At 39.1% G+C, this 20264-nt stretch carries 17 protein-coding genes; 16 read left to right on the top strand and 1 reads right to left on the bottom strand.

The genetic code is table 11. The features are described from left to right. Positions 1–118: 118 nt before the first annotated feature. Genes V6C17_RS09375 through holA form a run of 3 tightly spaced genes read left to right on the top strand, consistent with a single transcriptional unit; the run spans position 119 to position 4149 of the window. Positions 119–703: a helix-hairpin-helix domain-containing protein gene (locus V6C17_RS09375; protein ID WP_333522311.1), complete on the top strand. Its 585-nt coding sequence runs from the start codon at positions 119–121 to the stop codon at positions 701–703. Between the two features lie 8 nt (positions 704–711). Next, complete coding sequence (locus V6C17_RS09380; RefSeq protein ID WP_333522312.1) at positions 712–3078, top strand: DNA internalization-related competence protein ComEC/Rec2; 2367 nt, start codon at positions 712–714, stop codon at positions 3076–3078. Positions 3079–3108: 30 nt separating this feature from the next. Beyond that, positions 3109–4149, top strand: a complete 1041-nt coding sequence (gene holA, locus V6C17_RS09385; RefSeq protein ID WP_333522313.1) for a DNA polymerase III subunit delta — start codon at positions 3109–3111, stop codon at positions 4147–4149. Positions 4150–4214: 65 nt separating this feature from the next. Here holA and rpsT read toward each other — a convergent pair whose 3' ends face one another. After that, the gene (rpsT, locus tag V6C17_RS09390; RefSeq protein WP_333522314.1) at positions 4215–4481 is read right to left on the bottom strand and encodes a 30S ribosomal protein S20; all 267 of its coding nucleotides are present in this window, start codon (positions 4479–4481) and stop codon (positions 4215–4217) included. A gap of 296 nt (positions 4482–4777) precedes the next feature. Between rpsT and gpr the strand changes: the two genes are divergently transcribed. The 13 genes from gpr (at position 4778) to mtaB (ending at position 20235) form a co-directional block, all read left to right on the top strand. Continuing rightward, complete coding sequence (gpr, locus tag V6C17_RS09395) at positions 4778–5746, top strand: GPR endopeptidase (RefSeq protein ID WP_333522315.1); 969 nt, start codon at positions 4778–4780, stop codon at positions 5744–5746. A 313-nt stretch (positions 5747–6059) separates the two neighbouring features. Next, complete coding sequence (spoIIP, locus tag V6C17_RS09400) at positions 6060–7115, top strand: stage II sporulation protein P (RefSeq protein ID WP_333522316.1); 1056 nt, start codon at positions 6060–6062, stop codon at positions 7113–7115. 94 nt (positions 7116–7209) lie between these two features. Beyond that, complete coding sequence (locus V6C17_RS09405; RefSeq protein WP_333522317.1) at positions 7210–7656, top strand: hypothetical protein; 447 nt, start codon at positions 7210–7212, stop codon at positions 7654–7656. Between the two features lie 71 nt (positions 7657–7727). Next, positions 7728–9524 (top strand): translation elongation factor 4, encoded by a 1797-nt coding sequence (gene lepA, locus V6C17_RS09410; RefSeq protein WP_333522318.1) that lies wholly within the window; start codon positions 7728–7730, stop codon positions 9522–9524. A 28-nt stretch (positions 9525–9552) separates the two neighbouring features. Next, on the top strand, positions 9553–10686 hold the full coding sequence (hemW, locus tag V6C17_RS09415; RefSeq protein ID WP_333522319.1) for a radical SAM family heme chaperone HemW: 1134 nt from the start codon (positions 9553–9555) through the stop codon (positions 10684–10686). Positions 10687–10804: 118 nt separating this feature from the next. Further along, on the top strand, positions 10805–11833 hold the full coding sequence (hrcA, locus tag V6C17_RS09420) for a heat-inducible transcriptional repressor HrcA (RefSeq protein ID WP_333522320.1): 1029 nt from the start codon (positions 10805–10807) through the stop codon (positions 11831–11833). A 39-nt stretch (positions 11834–11872) separates the two neighbouring features. Beyond that, positions 11873–13459 (top strand): TCP-1/cpn60 chaperonin family protein, encoded by a 1587-nt coding sequence (locus V6C17_RS09425; protein ID WP_333522321.1) that lies wholly within the window; start codon positions 11873–11875, stop codon positions 13457–13459. Positions 13460–13479: 20 nt separating this feature from the next. Beyond that, positions 13480–14052 carry a nucleotide exchange factor GrpE gene (grpE, locus tag V6C17_RS09430; RefSeq protein ID WP_333522322.1) on the top strand — a complete coding sequence of 191 codons (573 nt, stop codon included), beginning with the start codon at positions 13480–13482 and terminating at the stop codon, positions 14050–14052. A 36-nt stretch (positions 14053–14088) separates the two neighbouring features. Next, a complete protein-coding gene (gene dnaK / locus V6C17_RS09435; protein WP_333522323.1) occupies positions 14089–15924 on the top strand; it encodes a molecular chaperone DnaK in 1836 nt (611 codons plus the stop codon). Positions 15925–16028: 104 nt separating this feature from the next. Beyond that, positions 16029–17162: a molecular chaperone DnaJ gene (gene dnaJ / locus V6C17_RS09440; protein ID WP_333522324.1), complete on the top strand. Its 1134-nt coding sequence runs from the start codon at positions 16029–16031 to the stop codon at positions 17160–17162. Between the two features lie 70 nt (positions 17163–17232). Further along, positions 17233–18171 carry a 50S ribosomal protein L11 methyltransferase gene (gene prmA / locus V6C17_RS09445; RefSeq protein WP_333522325.1) on the top strand — a complete coding sequence of 313 codons (939 nt, stop codon included), beginning with the start codon at positions 17233–17235 and terminating at the stop codon, positions 18169–18171. Between the two features lies 1 nt (position 18172). Then, complete coding sequence (locus tag V6C17_RS09450; RefSeq protein WP_333522326.1) at positions 18173–18910, top strand: 16S rRNA (uracil(1498)-N(3))-methyltransferase; 738 nt, start codon at positions 18173–18175, stop codon at positions 18908–18910. Between the two features lie 26 nt (positions 18911–18936). Then, positions 18937–20235 carry a tRNA (N(6)-L-threonylcarbamoyladenosine(37)-C(2))-methylthiotransferase MtaB gene (gene mtaB / locus V6C17_RS09455; protein ID WP_333522327.1) on the top strand — a complete coding sequence of 433 codons (1299 nt, stop codon included), beginning with the start codon at positions 18937–18939 and terminating at the stop codon, positions 20233–20235. The last annotated feature ends 29 nt before the right edge of the window (positions 20236–20264 follow it).

Below are 20264 nucleotides of genomic sequence, written 5' to 3' on the forward strand. Positions count from 1 at the left end.
ATTATATCGCGAGTCTTCTTTTTTATTTTAATTTTCTACAAATAAGTACTAATCTGGACAGGAATTAAATACTCTCTAAGCGAAAAGTACCATAATTTGGTACAAGGGGGGATGTTATATGTCTAGACCTAGTAATAAGTTATGGGTAATTCTCACTCTAGCTTTACTGATAATTGGTATTAGCTCGTATAATTTCTGGGAGAAAGATCTAGTTGCTGAATCTTTGCCTAACCCAGCTGACCAAGATTTTGAAGTAAAGGTTAATTCACCTGAATTAGTAATCTACATAAGTGGCGCTGTTAATAACCCGGGAGTAATAAAAGTTCAGCAAGGTGTAAGGGTAATGGAGGCAGTAAATTTGGCAGGAGGCTTATTGCCAACCGCCGATTCCACCAAAATAAATCTTGCTCAAGTTGTCAAAGATGGAATGCAAATAAATGTACCTGAGAAGAAATTAGCAGCAGCTGCCGATAATATTAAGGACAAAAGTATAATTCAGGTTTCGCAAGGCGGCAAAATAAATATTAACACTGCTGATGCAGCCGAGCTGGATAAGCTGCCAGGAATAGGGCCTTCTATAGCAGAAAAAATTATTAAGTATCGTGAGTCACAGGGCCTTTTCAACAATACAGCTGATATAAAGAAAGTTCCGGGAATTGGTGAAAGTAAGTATCAAAAAATCCAAGACAAAATAACAATTTAAAAGTTATGATGGATAATGTTAAATTTATAAATAGTTTAGTAGTAACTGTTGTAATTGGAATACTTATTGCGAGCAAATACACCTTTTCGATTAATGTATTAAGTTTTCTAGTATTTCTGGCAGCAATCTGTACCTCTTGGGCAATTTATCGTAAATATAAAGCGGCACAATTACTGATTATTTTGTTATTCTTAATAATGGGGGTATTACGCTTTACTCATGACCAAGTACCTTCTCCGTATGAAGTAGGCCGCTATGTTGGTCATGAAGTTACTGTTTATGGCCGAATCGATGAATCACCGCAAATCTATTTTGCTGGGGATAAAATAAGGACACGGTATGTTGTTTCTAGCGAAAAGATATTAGACGGGGAAAAAGGTACAGCTTTTTGTGTTGGGAAAATAGTCGTCAACAGTTCTCATGATATAAAAAAACCTACTGGGACTATAGGGGATAAAATCAGAGTTACCGGAGAACTCCAAGCATTACATGGTTTTAATAATCCCGGTATCCTTGATAGTGTAGCATCTTTGAAGCGAGCGGGGGTAAGCGGGCGAATAACAACTTCATCGGGGCAAATAGATATTTTAACCGATGATAAAAGCGACTGGCAAGAAAAGATTGCGATGCTGCGAGAAAAAGTTATACTATTTATGAAGCAAGTTATGCCGCATGAAGATGCGGCGATATTGTTTGGGATTTTATTTGGTGGTTATAAAGATATAAGCCAAGAGGTAATTTCGGCATTTTCGACAACAGGAATTGTACATATTTTGTCGGTGTCTGGAACACATATTGCGCTCGTTGCCAGTGTAATCTTATGGCTTTGTAATAGAATAAAATTAAATGGAAAATTTGCAGCGCTTATAGTATTTTTAGCTATTTTGATCTATGCAGCACTTGCTGGTTTTACTCCACCAGTAGTTAGGTCGGCTGTAATGGGAATTCTGGCCCTCGGGGCCGTTGCGCTAGGCAGAGAAAAAGACTCATATCAGGCGTTAGCGCTAGTTTCATTAGTAATGATACTGTTTAAGCCTGAACTAATATTTGATATAAGTTTTCAGTTGTCGTTTGGGGCTACAGGTGGTCTGATTTATTTATTCCCAAAGATTTATTCAAGGATGAGTTCGTTGCCGCAGTGGCTTGCTGGTCCTTTTGCATTAACCGCCGCTGCACAGCTTGGAGTTATTCCTTTTATTGCATGGTATTTCAACGCATTATCATTAAGCGCATTTATTGCCAATCTCACAATTGTGCCAATCATTGAATTAATAGTAATCCTAGGTCTTGCTGGTTTATTAGCAGGAAATATTTCAGTTACTATAGGTAAAATTGCTCTTGTTATTTGCAGTCTTGCTATTGGCTTGGTATTAAAACTAGTAAAACTGCTTGCAGCTATTCCAGGTGGTTCAATTTATCTACCCTCATTTAATATTTTAGCAGGCGTATTTTATTATGTTTTTTTAGCATATTTGTTCGGTTATATACCAGCCAAAAGTTTGGGCTTAGTTTCTTTGTTCAGACGATGGACTTTAGAAGGTATAATTTTAATTACTGCTATATGTTTAAGCGCTTTACTATACTTAAATTATCCTAGGCCTGCAAGTGTTCATTTTATTGATGTAGCGCAAGGTGATGCTACGCTTGTAAAAACACCACATGGTAGAGCCATATTAATCGATACTGGAGGGTTGGCAGGTCAATCAAGTTTTGACATTGGTGAAAAGGTGGTACTGCCATATCTGAGGCATTACGGCGTTCAGACATTAGATTATTTAATATTAACGCACGGGCACCAGGATCACGCAGGCGGTGCAGAGGCAATAGCTAAAAAAATATCAATTAAAAATATATTACTAGCTCGTGAGGGTTATTCGGTATCAATACAGAAACTTCTAAAAAATAGTAGTGGTTATACAGTAATTCCTGCATATACCGGGCAAAACATTATTTTAGATGGGGTTTTTATCGAAGTAATTTACGCTGCCGATAGCCAGTCAAAGACTGTAAATAATGAAGCATCGAATGTTATTAGAATTACTTATGGTCAACATAGTTTTCTTATAACTGGCGATTTGGAGGTTAGTGGTGAAAGTGTTATACTTGACAGTGGAAGTCATATAAAAAGTACAGTACTCAAAGTAGGTCATCATGGAGCCAAGACATCAACAAGTCCGGAATTTTTGCATGCAGTTTTACCACAATATGCCGTAATATCGGTCGGTGCTAATAACCGTTATGGACACCCTAACAAGGAAGTCTTACAACTTTTAAAAGACCATGAAATAGAAGTTTACCGTACAGACAAAAATGGGGCTATAGTTTTTGAAACAGACGGGAAGATCTTATCTGTTGACAATTATCTAAATGATTGATGCTATTGCCTGTTTTATAGGAGGCTGGGAATGAGTTATATAATTGAGCTTGACAAAGTCAAAAAAGGCTTAGTCAGTCAGATTTATTTAATATATGGCGAAGAAACTTATTTGGCAAGACAGCTTGAAAAAGCAATTACTGCTGCGTTATTATCTCCTGAAGATCGGGATATGAATTTGAATATCATCGATAGTGATAGTTCGCCGCAGGAATTAATTAATCTTATTGATACCATTCCATTTTTCGGTGACAAAAACTTAATTGTTGTTCGAAACTCTACTTTGTTCAAAAATAGAAAAACCGGGCAAAGCGAAAATGAGTCTGATGACAAAACTGATGAACGTTTAATTAATTTACTAAGTAATATGCCTGCCTATAGCTATGTTGTTTTCTTATCACCAGATAAGATTGATAAACGTCGTAAAGTTTATAAGACTATTGAAAAGTTTGGTACTATAGTCGAAGTTGCTCCTTTAAAACCTAAAGATGTTCGCGTATGGTTGCAAGGTAAATTAGGAGAACTAAATAAACGGATGTCCCACGATGCCATGGAGCATTTTTTAGCTTCAGTAAGTTTAATGTCCCGTATTTCATTGGGCTTCTTAGAGAGTGAGTTAGACAAAGCAGCAATTTTTTCTGAAAAGCAGATTATCACTAAGGATGACTTAATCAGTGTGATGTCAACCATACCTGAAGCGTCGATTTTTGCTATGATAGACGCTGTAAGTGAAAAAAACACGCAAAAGGCCCTAGTCCTACTTTCCGAACAACTTGCTTCTGGGGAGCATCCGATAAAAATATTATCCTTGTTGACTAGACAAGTAAGATTACTTTGGCAAGCTAAGGAATTGATGCTGCAAGGATATGGAAGTAGAGAAATTTCAGATGAATTAGGATTAGTGTCCTTTGTGGGCGAAAAGGTTATGAAACAATGCAAAGGCTTCGACGACAAAAAGCTAAAAGAAGTGATTATTGTGTTGGCAGAAGCTGATGCGGATTTAAAATCAGGACGTGCTACCAGCGTCGTTTTAGAGAAAATAATTATTGATTTGTGCAAAAAGAATAGCTGATTTATATCTAAGATAAAAATCTTCAAAAATAAAAAACCTGTCCATTCTTAGGACAGGTTTTACAACTATTGAGCTAATGCATTAAGTTTGCGAGCCATACGTGACTTTTTGCGAGCTGCTGCATTTTTATGAAGAACGCCTTTAGCGGCTGCTTTATCGATAGTGCTGTTAGCTTTGGTCAGGAGGGCCTTAGCATCATCAGCTTTGCCAGAAGTTACAGCTTCAGTTACTTTACGAGTAACTGTTTTAATTGTTGATTTCACAGCAAAGTTTTTAGCGCGCCGTTCAGCGTCAGTTTTCACGCTGCGTTCAGATGATTTAATATTTGGCAAGTCTTTCACCTCCTTACGACCATGTTACCTAAAATATTCTAGCACGTGACAGTAGAAAATGCAAGCGACAAATAGTTTAGGATCTTTATGTTTAGGTTTCGCAGTGAATAGCACAAATGTATCTAGGATAAGATAATCTCTGAATATAATTCTTTATCCGGGCGTCATTTTTCCTGAGATAAACTATCCATCAGGGGAATAAACCGGATAGATTATTTAAGATTCGATTTATTAAAGCTTAATCGTATCTTTGTTCTAAGTTAAACAATTACTATATTGGTGCAGGAGTGATTTTAATGAATTCAATGAGTACACCACGTACCGACTTGGCTCTAGAAGCACGAGAGATGGTAACAAAGCAGGTTAGGCAGGACGTACCAGGAGTCCTTGTAGAAACGAGCGAAGACGATGACATACTAATAACAAGAGTAAATATTACAACACCGGAAGCAGAACGGGCATTAGGCAAGGCTCAAGGACGCTACGTAACAATTGAGGCCCATGGTCTACGTTATAAGAATACCCCATTGCAGGGAAAAGTAATGAATTCACTTGCACAAGAACTAGCAGAATTATCACAACTGCCTCGGAATGCGACCGTACTAGTAGTAGGTTTAGGTAACTGGAATGTTACCCCGGATGCACTAGGACCTAGATCTGTCGATAAAATTGTTGTAACAAGACATCTACAAAATATGCTCTCGCCGGAGCTAAAAGGGGGAGTACGTTCTGTTTGTGCTATAGCCCCAGGTGTATTAGGAATAACGGGAATGGAAACTGCCGAAATCGTGCATGGTATTGTAAATAAAATAAAACCTGACTTGGTTATAGCTGTAGATGCATTGGCTGCTGCCTCTAGTCATAGAGTTATTACAACAGTGCAACTGGCAAATACAGGAATACACCCAGGATCAGGTGTTGGGAATAAACGATTTGGTTTGACTAAAGAATTTCTTGGTGTACCGGTTATTGCAATTGGAGTACCAACCGTAGTACATGCGTCGACAATAGCGATGGATACGATTAATACACTTCAAGAACACTCTTCGTTTGCTAGATATTTTAAAAGTATGGAAAGCCTGACTGATCAGGATCGTCAGCTTATAGTAAGGCAGGTACTGCCAGATGTTCTTGGAGATCTAATGGTAACACCAAAAGAAGTTGATCGTCTTATTGCCGATATTGCCGATGTAGTGGCTGGAGGGATAAATCAAGCAATGCATCCGAATATTGATTATGAAAATATTCATATATATCTGCACTAACTCTTTTGTAATTTAACCTTAACGATCAAATGGATTCAATTCAGGTGGAGTTGCCTGTGCCCTTCAGGTAGTACTCCACCTGAATTTTTAGTACGAAAGTATAAACCTTCTTACTGCATAAATGGTAGGCGGCTTTTGCCTTGCACAGCTCGGCGCAAGCCGTGTTTTTTTATCGATTTTGTCCAGCGAATTGGTCACGGATAAAAAGCAATTAATCTGTAGTGTAATATCATAATGTTGACAAGCATATACATTGTATGTAAACAAAAATTGGAAGCAATTTAATTATTGCTTGCCCATAGGGGGATACAATGTGACTAGACGGCAAAGACGTCAGCAGAGTGATAAAAAAATTCTCTTTGTTTGTGTGGCTATAGTGATGATCTGTAGTCTAATATTTTGGTCATATCTTGAGTGGTCGGAAGAAACTCTAGCTGTTAGCAACTCAGGTCATAATACCTTTATTACTGAGAAATCTTCATTGCTTCCGAAATGGCGAGATATATTATTTTCTGGTGTTCCTGGACTAGCCAGTACTGCAGAGGCACAGCCTATGGTTAAAGTAAAGCCAGAGATAACTCTCCAGAATATACTTCATGGAGCAGTGTTATTTTTCACAGATATTGACATCCGCGACTGGCGCACTATTCTCAAAGCGGAAATGCCGATTATGGCGGTCATTAAGACCAGTCCCCCATCCGTTAGTGCTATAAGCCTGCCCAATTTTCCAAAATTTGACCCACAAAATATTTTACCTAAAGGTAAACCTATAGTAGGTGTATACCATACACATACAGCAGAGTCTTTTATACCTAGTTCAGGTGTAGCTCACAAGCCTGGCGGTCAAATAGGCGAAATAGTTAATGTCGGAGGGGCGCTGGTTAAAAAATTAGAAACTTTGGGTATACCTTCTGTACAAAACAAAACTATCCACGATTATCCAAGCTTTATGAAAGCATATGGAGCATCTGAACTTACTGTCCAAAAGATGCTCGCAGAAAATCCATCGCTTCAAATAGTGCTTGACATTCATAGGGATGCTGATAAGCGGGAGAATTCTACGGCAATAGTTAACGGGGTTCCAGCAGCAAAAATAACTATTGTAGTTGCGACAGGTCAACAGGATTTGCCACAGCCTCACTGGCAGCAAAATCATGCATTCGCAAAGTTAATAGATGCAAAGCTGAATCAATACTATCCGGGTTTATCTAAAGGAATACTTTTAGTTGAATGGCGATATAATCAGCATTTGCATCCAAGAGCATTACTGATTGAAGTTGGCTGTCAAGAAAATAGCCGGGAAGAAGCTGAACGCAGTATTGAATTTTTGGGAGATGTAATAGCTCAGATTATTGCTGAAAGTAATTAGAGGGATATTAATCATAAAACAGTGGGCTGCTTGACTGTTTTATGTATTAATATCCCCTTTTTTTGGAAAGTTAAGATTGAGGTGACTTATATTAATGTTTACAACTGTAGATAGATATGCTGTAACTAAAATAGTACAAGGAGTTTTACTATTAATTTTTATAATTGTCTTAGGGGTGAATGTTGCTGAAAACCAACTGAATAAGCTTACGCATCGTCATGATTATCCAAAGGCTTTCTCAGTCAGACGTGATAATAGCGGACAGTATACAGCATATTTATTTGGTAATGGAATTGATGTCAAGGCTGTATATTCGGTAGCTAATATTGACCTTAACAAAGAGATATTCAAATATTCGAAGTATGGCTTTAATTTTGATATTCCGACTAATTATAAATATGAGTCAGAAAAAATATTAGATACTCTTTATATTTGGTATAAACAGTTTATTACTGAAGCTATTAATACCAAGCAAAAAATGCAGCATTATCTAAGGGAATTTAGTCGAGATATATCCAATTATATAAAGCAAATTAGGTAATGCTTGCAGGTCGTAGGTTTCAGATGCTATAATCTATAGCAGTATTTGGATTGCTGACATGGGAGGCCTTTATGACTACGAAAAATATCCGAAATTTTTCAATTATCGCCCATATAGATCATGGAAAATCTACACTTGCCGACCGTCTGATTGAATATACTGGAGCTCTTTCTGCGAGAGAGATGGAAGCCCAGGTTTTGGACCAGATGGATTTAGAACGCGAACGTGGTATAACAATCAAAGCACAAGCCGTCAGATTGGAATACAAAGCCAAAGATGGCGAAAAATATATGATAAATCTCATTGACACACCAGGGCACGTTGACTTTACGTATGAGGTGTCGCGCAGTCTCGCGGCATGTGAAGGGGCTCTGTTAGTTGTCGATGCAGCTCAAGGCATAGAAGCTCAAACCTTAGCTAATGTTTACTTGGCATTAGAAAATAACCTTGAAATTATCCCTGTTATAAATAAGATTGACTTACCTAGTGCTGACCCAGAAAAGGTTAAACATGAGATAGAGGAAGTAATTGGTTTAGATACGTCAGATGCAGTACTTGCAAGTGCTAAAGCTGGTATAGGTATACAAGATATTCTTGAGGCTATAGTAAGAAAAGTACCCCATCCTGCTGGATCAGTAGAGGAGCCGCTTAGCGCCCTAATTTTTGATTCGCATTTTGACGCGTATAAAGGTGTAATTGCGTATGTCAGAGTTATGAACGGAAAAATAAAGCCTGGCATGAAACTAAAAATGATAGCTACAGATAAGAAGTTTGAGGTAACCGAGGTAGGTATCTTTAAGCCATATCCTGCAAATATCGATGAACTAGGAACTGGTCAAGTTGGCTTTGTTTCTGGAAGCATCAAAAATGTTAAAGATGTAAGGGTTGGCGATACTATTACAGATGCTGAAAAACCGGTAAGTACGCCACTGCCTGGTTATCGAAAGATAACACCGATGGTATATTGCGGACTATATCCAGTTGACAGTTCGGAATATGAAAACCTAAAGGACGCACTAGAAAAACTGCAATTAAATGATGCGTCACTTATATTTGAACCTGAGACATCAATAGCTTTAGGTTTTGGCTTTCGCTGCGGCTTCCTAGGGCTGCTTCATATGGATGTAGTTCAAGAACGCCTTGAACGAGAATATAATATCGCGCTGATTACTACAGCGCCTAGTGTAATATATAAAGTTTACAAAACAGACGGATCAACCTTGGATATTGATAATCCATCAAAGCTTCCAACTCCGCAAGAGATAGATCATATAGACGAACCTTATGTTAAAGCAACTGTTATAGTGCCGAATGACTTTGTAGGTGCAGTTATGGAATTATCTCAAGAGAAACGCGGCGAATTTAAGGACATGAAGTATCTTGATACAACACGTGTTATGTTGACTTATAATCTGCCGCTAAGCGAAATCATCTATGATTATTTTGACCGCTTAAAATCTTCTACAAGAGGTTATGCTTCACTAGATTATGAGCTTATAGGATATCACACCTCAAACCTCGTAAAGCTTGACATATTATTAAACGGTGAACCTGTTGATGCTTTGTCGGTCATAGTTCATAGAGATAAGGCCGCGTATAGAGGAAGGCAGTTAGCTGAAAAACTAAAGGGTATTATACCTAAACAAATGTTTGAAATTCCTATACAGGCGGCAATCGGTAACAAAGTTATTGCTCGTGAAACTGTTCGTGCTATGCGCAAGGACGTACTTGCAAAATGTTACGGCGGTGATATTAGCCGTAAACGCAAACTGCTTGAAAAGCAAAAAGAAGGCAAAAAGCGCATGAAACAGGTAGGAAATGTTGAAATACCACAGGAAGCATTTATGGCTATTTTGAAGATTGATTAGCTAGGTGCTTCAATAGCCGGAGGGTAATATGAATTTAGGTTTATACATCCATATTCCTTTTTGCAGTCAGAAGTGTTTTTATTGTGATTTTCCATCATATTCCGGTTTGGATTATCTATATAGTGATTATATTGCCGCCTTGAGTCGGGAAATATCCGACCGGGGCGGTCTTCTATCTGATTATACCGTTGATACGGTTTTTATCGGAGGGGGAACGCCAACGATTTTGCCAGCCGGTCTCTTAGAAAACTTAATGGAAAACCTACAGAAAAACTTTAATATTTCAAGTAATGCGGAAATTAGTATTGAGGCAAACCCGGGAACAGTAGAAGAATCAAAATTGAAGTTATTGCGTAGTGCTGGTGTGAATAGAATCAGCTTTGGTGTTCAATCATTTTCTAATGATTTACTTAAAGCTATTGGCAGAATACATACAGCCGAAGATGCTATACAATCGGTTAATTTAGCACATAGATGCGGTTTTAATAATATTAATATTGATCTTATGTATGGGCTGCCAAATCAATCGCTAGAACACTTGAAAAGTAGCTTGCTTAAAGCTTATGATCTGGAAATTCAACATTTATCTGTTTACGGCTTAAAAATCGAAGAAGGAACACTGTTTGCCGATTCTTCAGAAAAAGGTCTATTAAAACTGCCTGAGGATAGTCTCGAAGATCAAATGTATGAATTTGTAATTAAGGAAAACATAAGACATGGTTATGATCGCTATGAAATATCTAATTTTGCTAAGTGTGGTTATGAATGCCAACATAATTTAAAATATTGGAATTTTGAGCCTTATGTTGGCTTGGGATCAGCGGCACACTCATTTATTAATAACACACGACAAGCGAACATAAGGGATGTCAGACAGTATATATATAGTTTAGAATCTGGTGAATTTCCTTTGGAATCGGAAGAGCGACTTGATGACAATACAGCTATAGAAGAGTTTGCCTTCTTATCTTTGCGGACCGTTAAAGGTCTATCTTTAGAAAAATTTTCAGCAAAATTCAATTTGGATTTTTTCGAAATATACAAAAATATTATTAACAGACTTGAGAAAAAAAGAGTGATTTTGATAGAAGAAGGATATGTACGACTTACGCCCCTTGGAATGAAGTACGGCAATCAAGTTTTCAGTGAGTTCCTGCGCTAAAAAAAGTAATGCTTGTGCTATTAATTGACTATCTTGACATTCAGGCAAATGAGTGGTATTTTTTTAGTAGATATTAGCACTCTATCCGGTTGAGTGCTAACAATAGGAGGTGGGAAAGATGCTTGATGATCGAAAAAAGAAAATTCTTCAGGCCATAATTAACGACTATGTTTCCACCGCAGAACCTATTGGCTCAAGAACTATTGCCCGTAAATACGACTTAGGTATAAGTCCGGCCACTATTCGAAATGAAATGGCAGATTTGGAGCTTTTGGGTTACATTGAACAGCTTCACACTTCATCAGGTCGTATTCCTTCGGCAAAAGGCTATAGGTTTTTTGTTGATTCTCTTCTTTCTAGGCCGGTTATATCGGAAAATGAGATCAGCCTAATTTCTAATTGGTATGGTGCAAAAGTGAGACGTATTGAAGAAGTGTTTCAAGAGACTGCGCGAATTATATCACGTATGACGCACAACGTTTCTTTAGTATTGGCTCCACAGTTTTCCCATTGTACATTTAAATATTTGCAATTTTTACCGCTTGATGACAGACGAGTTATAGTGGTTATTGTGACAGATAGTGGTTTTGTTGAAAACAAAATCATAGATATTCCGGAAGATACAACAGTAGAGGAGCTCCAGCGAGTAGCTGCAGCTATAAATAACAGATTGTCCGGGGTGTCGTTAGATGCAATAAAAGCATCTGTTTTAAAAGATATACGCAGCGAGGTAATACCGGACTCTAGTCTGTTCGAAGCTGCATTATCAGTAGTCACAAGTGCTCTAACCATTGATAAAAAAGAGCGGGTTTATTTAGGAGGAACGACTCAGCTATTAAACCAGCCTGAATTTAGAGATGTTGACAAAGTGAAAAACATTTTGTCAATGTTAGAAGAAGAACAGCTTCTGTGCGATATTTTACAAGCAGGAGATGGTGATGGCGTTGTAGTTAAAATTGGTCAAGAAAATAAGTACAGTGGTATAAAAGATTGCAGCATGGTTCAGGCTACGTATCAGGTTGAGGGGCAAGTTGTCGGTACTATTGCTGTTTTGGGACCTACTAGAATGGAATATGGAAAAATCATGGCTGTTTTGGAGTTTATGCATAGCCATTTAGGTGAAATACTAAAAAAATACAAGATGTAGGGGAGATATCCCCTATTACTACATACAGGAGGAGCCAGAATGAATCTAAAACAGGCTGGCAGCGGAGCTGAAGTAGATGAACGTTTAGCGGCACTTATTACGAATGCTAACGCTGTGCGGGCTATCACGGCAGCCGTTGAAGGTACGATCGGTCCTAAAGGTCTCGATACAATGCTGGTGGATCGATTTGGCGAAGTTATCATAACAAATGATGGTGTGACGATTTTAGATAAGATGGATGTTAATCATCCTGCTGCAAAAATGCTTATTAATATTGCCAAAGCTCAGCAAGCTGAAGTAGGTGATGGCACAACTACAGCTACAATTATGGCTGGTGGGCTGGTTTCAGAAGGGGTCAATCAAGTACTTCGTGGAGTTCCAGTCGCGAGAGTAATTGAGGGAGTCAAATATGGCATAGCACAAGCATTAGAAAGCATAAAGTCGCGTGCTCGCGTAATTTGCGATGTTGATGACCCGATGCTGAGTAATATCGCGATGATAGCAGGTCGTGAGAATGAAGATATAGCTGAACTAGTTGTAGAAGCTGCTCGCCTTATTGGTTTTGAAAAACTTAATGAGAAGAACTTTAAGCTGTCTGACATTATTACCGCCCATGAGGGAGCAGGTAATGAAGTTTTTATGGGTGTTATCGTTGACAAAGAAAGAATGAGCCAGGAAATGCCCCAAGAGCTTGATGACTTAAAGGTTTTAATTATTGATGATGCATTGGAACCAGAAGAAATTGGTGATGAGGCACTTAGTACCGAAGCGGGCTTCAAAAGGTTCATTGAGCTTCAAGATGAATTTAAAGTTAACGTTAGCAAAATTCTTGAACTAGGAATAAACGTAGTACTTGTAGATCGTGGTGTTCATGACTCTGCGGAAGAGATTCTTATTGATGGCGGAGTTATTGTTATACAACGGGTTAACGCAAATGATTTGCGTCGTGTAGCCGAACATGTTGGAGCGCGTATGATAAAACGCACTGGCTTAAAGAAAAACAGTGCAGATATTGAAAAATATATCGGCCATGCTGACCGAATTTACCAGGATGAAAAATTAGAGCAAGTACGTATTCTGGGTGGTAAAGGAAAGCCTATGGCCACTATCTTAGTTGGCGCAGCAACCGAAGAAGTGGTTGGCGAAAGAGAGCGGATCGCTAAAGATTCTGCTTCTAGTGTTCAGGCTGCGGTTAAGGGCGGCTATGTCCCAGGCGGCGGTTCAATTGAGATAGCTGCTGCTAGGATGGTAGAAAAATCACGCGAAAACCTTAAAGGTATGGCAGCATATGGAGTGGATTGCGTTGTTAATGCCTTGAAACGGCCATTGTCGCAAATCGTTGAAAATGCTGGTTATAATCCGCTTGAAAAGGTAGAAGAGGTAATTGCCGCCCAAGCAGAGCAAGGTATAGATTCACTGGGAATAGACTGCGATTATGGGAAAATAGCTGATATGCAAGAAAAAGGAGTTATCGATCCTGTTCTTGTTAAAATGAATGCAATAAAAGCTGCTGGTGAGGTTGCTGTGGCTATTCTTAGGATTGATACAATTATTAAGAAAAAAGAAGATAAAGAAAAGGCTTCCATGTCTGCCAGCAACACTGAGCAGGGGCTGCCTGATTTTTAATTATTTGAGGTGAGTAAATAATGACTGATAATAAGGAAAAAGATTGTAGTCAAGAGATTGTTGACGAGAAATCTCAAGCTGTCGAAAACAGTCAAGAAGTATCTTCCCAAGAGGTTTGTTTTGATTATACGGAAGTAGAGCAAATGATGACAGTAATTGAGGAAAAAAACAGGCTGCTTCAGGAACATGCTGAACGAGTTAAGAGGTTGCAAGCAGACTTTGATAACTTCCGCCGCCGCACTCGCCAAGAAAAAGAAGATTTATCTAGCTTAGTAACCCAAAATTTAATTAAAGAGCTATTGCCACTATTGGATAATTTCGAAAGGGCTATGGCTACAGAAGCAGCCCAAGATGCTGCCGCAATTAGATCAGGCGTTGAAATGATGTATCGTCAGTTTTCTAGCGCGCTTGAAAAAAATGGCTTAGAACAAATAAATGCAGTAGGCCAAACTTTTGATCCACAATTTCATGAGGCTATTATGAGGGTGGATGACTGTGATAAGCCTGAAGGTACGATTGTCGAGGAACTGCAAAAAGGCTATATTGTGCGTGGTAAAGTAGTGCGCCCTAGTATGGTAAAAGTTGTAGGATAATTATTTAATTTACATATATTTAAGGAGGCTTTAAATATGTCAAAAGTAATAGGTATAGATTTAGGTACTACAAACTCATGTGTAGCAGTAATGGAAGGTGGCGAACCTACTGTTATAGCTAATGCTGAAGGTGCACGCATAACGCCATCAGTTGTTGGCTTTTCAAAGACTGGTGAGCGTTTAGTTGGTCAGCTTGCTAAGCGTCAGGCTGTTTCTAATCCTGACCGTACTATTATTTCAGTAAAACGTCATATGGGAACTGACTACAAGGTTAGTGTCGATGATAAAAAATACTCTCCGCAAGAGATTTCAGCAATGATTCTACAAAAGCTAAAAGCAGATGCTGAAGCATATTTAGGTCAAACTGTAACTCAAGCAGTTATAACAGTTCCTGCTTACTTTAGTGATAGTCAGCGTCAAGCAACAAAGGATGCTGGAACTATTGCTGGTCTTGAAGTGCTTCGTATTATTAACGAACCAACTGCGGCTGCATTAGCTTACGGTTTGGATAAAGGTGAAGATCATACTATTCTAGTTTTCGACTTAGGCGGCGGTACATTTGACGTATCTATTCTAGAATTAGGTGACGGAGTATTTGAAGTTAAAGCTACCAGCGGTAATAATCGCCTCGGTGGTGATGATTTTGATGAAAGAATCATGAAATGGATGGTAGCTGAATTTAAAAAGGAACACGGTATTGATTTAGCCGCAGACCGTATGGCTACCCAACGTTTAATTGAGGCTGCAGAAAAAGCTAAAATTGAGCTCTCAGGTGTTTTGACAACTAACATAAACTTGCCATTTATCACTGCAGATCAAACTGGTCCTAAACATATGGATATAAACTTAACTCGTGCTAAATTTGAGGAGTTAACAGCTGATTTAGTTGAAGCTACTATGGGGCCAACTCGCCAAGCATTGAACGATTCTGGTTTATCTCCTAACGATATTCATAAAGTAATCTTAGTTGGCGGATCTACTCGTATTCCAGCAGTACAAGAAGCGATCAAGAAATTCTTAGGAAAAGAACCACATCGCGGCGTAAATCCTGACGAATGCGTTGCAGTTGGTGCTGCTATCCAAGCAGGAGTTCTTGTAGGTGAAGTAAAGGATGTATTGCTTCTTGATGTAACTCCGCTTTCGCTTGGTATTGAAACACTTGGTGGTGTTTGCACTAAGATTATCGAACGTAATACTACAATTCCTACTTCAAAGAGCCAAACATTCTCTACTGCTGCTGATAATCAACCGTCAGTTGATATCCATGTTCTCCAGGGCGAAAGAGAGATGGCTGCAGGTAATAAAACTCTTGGTAGATTTGAATTATCAGGTATTCCACCAGCACCTAGAGGTGTACCACGCATAGAAGTAACTTTCGATATAGATGCAAATGGTATTGTGCATGTATCAGCAAAAGATCTTGGAACAGGTAAGGAACAAAAAATTACTATTACTACGTCCGGCGGCATGAATAAAGACGATATAGAGCGTATGGTGAAAGAAGCTGAACTACACGCAGCTGAGGATAAACAGCGTAAAGAAGAAGTTGAAATTCGTAATAATGCTGATTCTCTTGTTTATCAGGCAGAGAAAACAATAAAAGAAGTTGGAGACAAAGCCGATAAAGCAATTATTGATAAGGTGCAAGCAGCAGCCGATCAACTAAAAGAAACATTAAAAGGTTCAGATATTGAAAAAATCAAGGCTGATACTGAAGAACTTACAAAGCCGCTATATGAATTGTCAGCGGCCGTTTATCAGGCAGCTGAAGCCCAAGGAACTCCGGATGCTGGTCAACCTGCTTCTGGTTCCGCAAAAGACGAAAAGGTAGTCGATGCGGAATATAAAGTAGTAGATGATGAAAAGAAATAGTATTTGAAATCTAGCTAATTCTAGATTTAGTACCGCTGACTCCGGTCTCCTACATAGGCCGGAGTCTTGCGGCGTGACGTAATAATTTTTTAGGGTGGTGTGATGTGAGTAAACGCGATTACTATGAGGTGCTGGGGGTTGCGCGAACAGCGTCAGATGATGAAATAAAAAAAGCGTTTCGTAAATTAGCGCGAAAGTACCATCCTGACGTAAACCGTGATAATCCTAAAGAGGCTGAGGAAAAATTTAAAGAAATAAATGAAGCATATGAAATATTATCAAGCGGTGAGCGTCGGGCTCAATATGACCAATTCGGTCATGCAGCTTTTGATGGTTCACAAGGCGGTGGCGCAGGAGGCTTTGGGGGCTTCGGTGGAGCTGGCGGTTTTAGTGATATATTTGATATGTTCTTCGGTCAGTCAGGCTTTGGTGGACGACAGGCTGGACCAGAAAAAGGTTCAGACTTACGCTATGATTTAGAGATAACTTTTGAGCAAGCTGCATTTGGTCTTGAGACAGAAGTTCAAATTCCACGCACAGAAGACTGCTCGACTTGCCATGGTACTGGTGCGGCGCCAGGGTCACACCCTGAAACTTGCCCGCAGTGTAAAGGAACCGGTCAGATACAATACGCACAAAACACACCTTTCGGGAGAATGGTCAATGTAAAAGCATGTGATCGTTGTAATGGAGAAGGTAAGATTGTCCATACCCCTTGTAAGGAATGTAATGGTCGTGGAAAAGTTCGGACAAGACGTAAAATCAAAATTAAAATTCCTGCTGGAGTAGACAGTGGTTCCCGATTAAGAGTAGCGCACGAAGGTGAAGCAGGTGCACGAGGCGGCCCACCAGGAGATTTATATGTTTACATTTTTGTAAAACCGCATAAACTGTTTACACGAGAAGGCAGTGAAGTTATTTGTGAGGTTCCAATCAGTTTCGTGCAGGCAACATTAGGTGATGAAATTGAAGTTCCTACATTAGATGGCAAAGTTAAACTTAAAATTCCAGAGGGCACACAATCTGGTACCATTCTGCGTCTAAAGGATAAGGGTATTCCTTATTTAAGAGGTCAAGGACGCGGTGACCAGCACGTTAAGGTAAAAGTATTAACACCGCAAAAACTTACTGAGCGTCAAAGGGAACTATTATCTGAATTCGCCAAAGCTTGTGGTGAAAACGTTAATCCTGAACAAAAAACTTTTTTCAAAAAGGTTAAAGATGCCTTTGGGGTATAAGTGATCCGGGCCGAGAGTTTATTACTCTCGGCATCACTTATACTATCAGAATTTTTGAGGAGCGATGAACATGAAATGGGCTGAAATTAGTATCAAGACATCCCATGAGGCTACAGAAGCCATTGCTGATATATTTCACGAATTAGGATCAAGTGGGGTTGTAATAGAAGACCCGGAATTAGTTAATTCCTACCGACGAGCTGGTACCTGGGATTACTGTGATATACCTGAGGAAGTGAATGTTGAAGTAGTTACAGTTAAGGCCTATTTACCAGTTGACGAGCAACTCGAAGAAAAGATGCGTATTTTCGAAGAACGTGTTAACGAATTGGTTAATCATAATTTGGATAAAGGGCAAGGGCATATTGAGTGTCAGGAAATTAACGAGGAAGATTGGGCGTCTTCTTGGAAAAACTATTTTCACCCTATAAAAGTCGGTGAAAAAATTGTAATAAAACCTTCATGGGAAGAATATGAGCAAATTGAAGGTGACTTAGTCATTGAATTAGATCCAGGCATGGCATTTGGTACCGGTACCCATAATACCACAGCGATGTGCATAAGGTGCTTAGAAGAGGTTGTTAAACCAGAAAGTATTGTTTTCGATATTGGAACAGGCTCTGGGGTATTAGCCGTTGCTGCAGCTAAACTTGGCGCAAAAAATGTCCAAGCTGTTGATTTAGATCAAGTAGCTGTAAAGGTCGCCACTGAAAATGTAGCGATAAATAAAGTATCGAATAAAGTAACTGTAGCCCATGGTGATCTGCTGACTGGAATTACAGGGCAGGCGGATGTTATTATAGCTAATATAATTGCGGATGTTGTAATTAAATTGCTTGCAGATATTCCTGAGCGTCTAAAAGACAATGGGGTTTTAGTTGCCAGCGGCATAATTGTTGAGCGGTTAAGTGATGTTACTGCGGCAATTATTGCCCATGACTTAACAATAGATAAAGTAATTGAAGAAGGCGGTTGGGTTGCAATTCTCGTGCGCAAAGGGGGCGAGTGATTTGCGCCGCTTTTTTATACCAAATCCTTTAACTTCAGAACTTATAATTAACGGCGAAGATGCTCATCATATTAGTCGTGTTTTACGGATGAGGCCTTCAGATAAGATTCTGGTGATCGACCCCGAAGGGAAAGTTGCGGTAACCGAGATTTTTTGTATCACCGAAAACCAAGTAAGTTGCAAAGTTTGTGAAATTGTATCTGAATATAGTGAGTCACCAATTAAAGTTAATTTGGCACAGTGCTTGCCGAAGAGTGACAAAATGGACTATATTGTTCAGAAGGCTGTAGAATTAGGGGTAACCAATATTTATCCTATAGCAGCAGAACGAAGTGTTGTGAAATATGATAAGAATAAACAGACAGCGCGTCAGGAGCGCTGGCAAAAGATTGCAGTAGAAGCATCTAAGCAATGTAGGCGCAGTATTGTTCCGAAGGTTGAACCAATTCAGGATATTGCTAGTATGTTATCTGCTTTAGATGAAAAGACTGTTGTAATAATGCTTTATGAAGGCATAGCGCAGCAAGGATTAAAAAACCTTTTAGCTGAGTGCCATGCAAAAGAGTACTTAATATTAATTGGTCCTGAAGGTGGCTTCAGCTCTGACGAAGTAAAACTTTGTGAACAGCATAAAGTACATACCGTTTCAATTGGGCCTAGGATTTTGCGTACCGAGACCGCATCGCTGGCTGCGGTCAGCATTGTCCTATACGACAAAGGTGATTTGGGTGGCAGCTAGTGTCTTCATTATAGGGGGTCGTTTTTTTGCCGCGTGTTGCGTTAACAACTTTAGGTTGTAAAGTTAATCAATTTGAAACAGAAGTAATGGAAGGTCTATTTAAAAAGCGTAATTATGAAATTGGCGAGTTCAATGAGCCAGCGGATGTATATGTTATTAATACTTGTTCCGTTACTCATCTCGGAGAGAAAAAATCTCGCCAACTAATACGAAGAGCTACAAGACTAAATCCAAATGCTATAATCGCCGTCACAGGATGTTATTCGCAGATTTCACCAGAACAAGTTGAAAGCATTCCAGGCGTTAATGTAATTATTGGTACAAAAGACAGGCATAAAATAGTTGACCTAGTAGAAGAGGTTGTCGGTAACCATCGCCAAGTAAATGTAGTTACAGATATTATGCAGGCGCAGAATTTTGAAGATATTCCTTTATTTGATACACCTGGCCGCACAAGGGCGTTTCTCAAGATTCAGGAAGGCTGCACCAATTTTTGTACTTATTGTATAATTCCTTATGCTAGAGGACCGCTGCGTTCTCGGTCGCTTGTAAGTATTTTAGCTGAAGCTCAAAAACTTGTAGCTGCGGGTTTTAAGGAGATTGTCCTAACGGGCATACATCTAGGCGCATACGGACGTGATCTAGGAGGATCTGTCAGTTTAATTGATGCCATTAAGACAGTTTTGAGTGTAAGCAGTCTTGCTCGTTTGCGCTTAGGCTCATTGGAGTCAATTGAGGTATCAGACGAACTAATCGAACTAATATTAAACGACACTAGGTTGTGCCGTCACTTGCATCTGCCGCTTCAGGCTGGCGATAATACAGTGCTAATGGCTATGAATAGGCAGTATACGGCTGAGCAGTTTAGTGACTTAGCAGTGAGTATAATGAGACGTGTTCCAAACTTAGCTTTATCAACTGATATAATTGTCGGATTTCCGGGTGAGACAGAAGAAATGTTTAATAATGGTCTTGAGGTAGTGAATAAGCTTAATTTTGCCAAAATACACGTTTTTCCTTACTCACGCCGAAAAGGTACACCTGCGGCTGACTATCCAGATCAAGTGCCCGAAGAAATTAAAAAGCATAGAGTAGCTTTATTGCAAGATGTATCAGAAAAAAAAGCAGACTCTTTTAAAAAGGCTTATATCGGGAACGTGTTAGATGTTTTATTTGAAACAAAATCAAATAAGATTATTGATGGACTAACCGGAAATTACTTAAGGGTGTATGCTGACGCTGGTTCAATTACTGAGGGTACTATCTGCAAAGTTCGGCTAGAAAAATTGTTTAAAGACGGTTTATGGGGAACTATTATAGATTAATTTTCTTATTTTAACAGTAGTTGGCAGGA

Origin of the sequence: Dendrosporobacter sp. 1207_IL3150 (assembly GCF_036763085.1) — a bacterium.
Classification (GTDB): Bacteria; Bacillota; Negativicutes; order DSM-1736; family Dendrosporobacteraceae; genus JBAIYU01.